This is a genomic window from Paenibacillus sp. GCM10027630, assembly GCF_042676305.1.
In the GTDB taxonomy this organism is placed as follows: Bacteria; Bacillota; Bacilli; order Paenibacillales; family NBRC-103111; genus Paenibacillus_S.
In genome coordinates this window covers 1-879 of record NZ_JBHTGY010000028.1, presented here as the reverse complement: position 1 = coordinate 879, position 879 = coordinate 1, and the positions used below count along the sequence as shown (strand labels likewise).

The following is an 879-nucleotide window of genomic DNA, read 5'->3' as shown; positions in this document are numbered from 1 at the left end:
CTAGTGCCTAGGCATCCTCCGTGTGCTCTTATTAGCTTAACCATTCCGCTAATAATTTCGATTCAAATGAATCGAGTTACTTGGATTATGTGCGATCCGAAGATCAACACACGTTGCTCTATGCTGTTGACAACTGCGATGGTTTCACGCATCGAACAGTTGCAACTACTTGTTTCGGTATCTAGTTTTCAAGGAACAATCCTGCAATTGTTACATCCGACATGCGGAGCCAATTGTCAGTTTGTGGCACCCACCTCAGCGGCAGGAATCACATCTTAACATATCCTCTTGTTTGTTGCAAGAGGTAAAATATGGTGGGCCCTAGTGGACTCGAACCACCGACCTCACCCTTATCAGGGGTGCGCTCTAACCAGCTGAGCTAAGGGCCCTCGTATAGAGCTTAAGGTCCTATCCCTACGAGTTTATACTCGTATTCAAAACAAAAACCCACCCTAGGTGGGCNCCTATCCCTACGAGTTTATACTCGTATTCAAAACAAAAACCCACCCTAGGTGGGCTTGCTTGGCAACGTCCTACTCTCCCAAGACCCTGCGGTCTAAGTACCATTGGCGCTGGAGGGCTTAACGGTCGTGTTCGAGATGGGAACGCGTGGTTCCCCTCCGCCATCATCACCAAACGAAGTTATTGAGATATGGTTATCGGTCTCTCCTGAACGTAATTGCAATACGCTACAGCGCATCACGTTACTTTCGGGGAGGTCCGTTTACCCTCTCAAAACTGACCAACGAGTGAGTGTTGTATTTGCAGCTAAGCTGCATATTTGTCCGGTGACCTACAGTCACCATGGACTCCATAGAAAGGAGGTGATCCAGCCGCACCTTCCGATACGGCTACCTTGTTACGACTTCACCCCAATCA

Annotated in this window: 1 protein-coding gene, 1 tRNA gene and 2 rRNA genes; 1 reads left to right on the top strand and 3 read right to left on the bottom strand. The window is 48.4% G+C overall.

The window, feature by feature from the left end:
* On the top strand, positions 1–279 hold a 279-nt coding region (locus tag ACFQ0C_RS12885; RefSeq protein WP_379367339.1), incomplete at its 5' end, for a hypothetical protein.
* A 33-nt stretch (positions 280–312) separates the two neighbouring features.
* Here the strand turns inward: ACFQ0C_RS12885 and ACFQ0C_RS12880 are convergent.
* From ACFQ0C_RS12880 to ACFQ0C_RS12870, 3 genes are all read right to left on the bottom strand, one after another.
* Positions 313–389: transfer RNA gene (locus tag ACFQ0C_RS12880), tRNA-Ile, on the bottom strand.
* Positions 390–520: 131 nt separating this feature from the next.
* A 5S ribosomal RNA gene (gene rrf, locus ACFQ0C_RS12875) occupies positions 521–637 on the bottom strand.
* Positions 638–817: 180 nt separating this feature from the next.
* Positions 818–879, bottom strand: a 16S ribosomal RNA gene (locus ACFQ0C_RS12870); the annotation flags it as partial.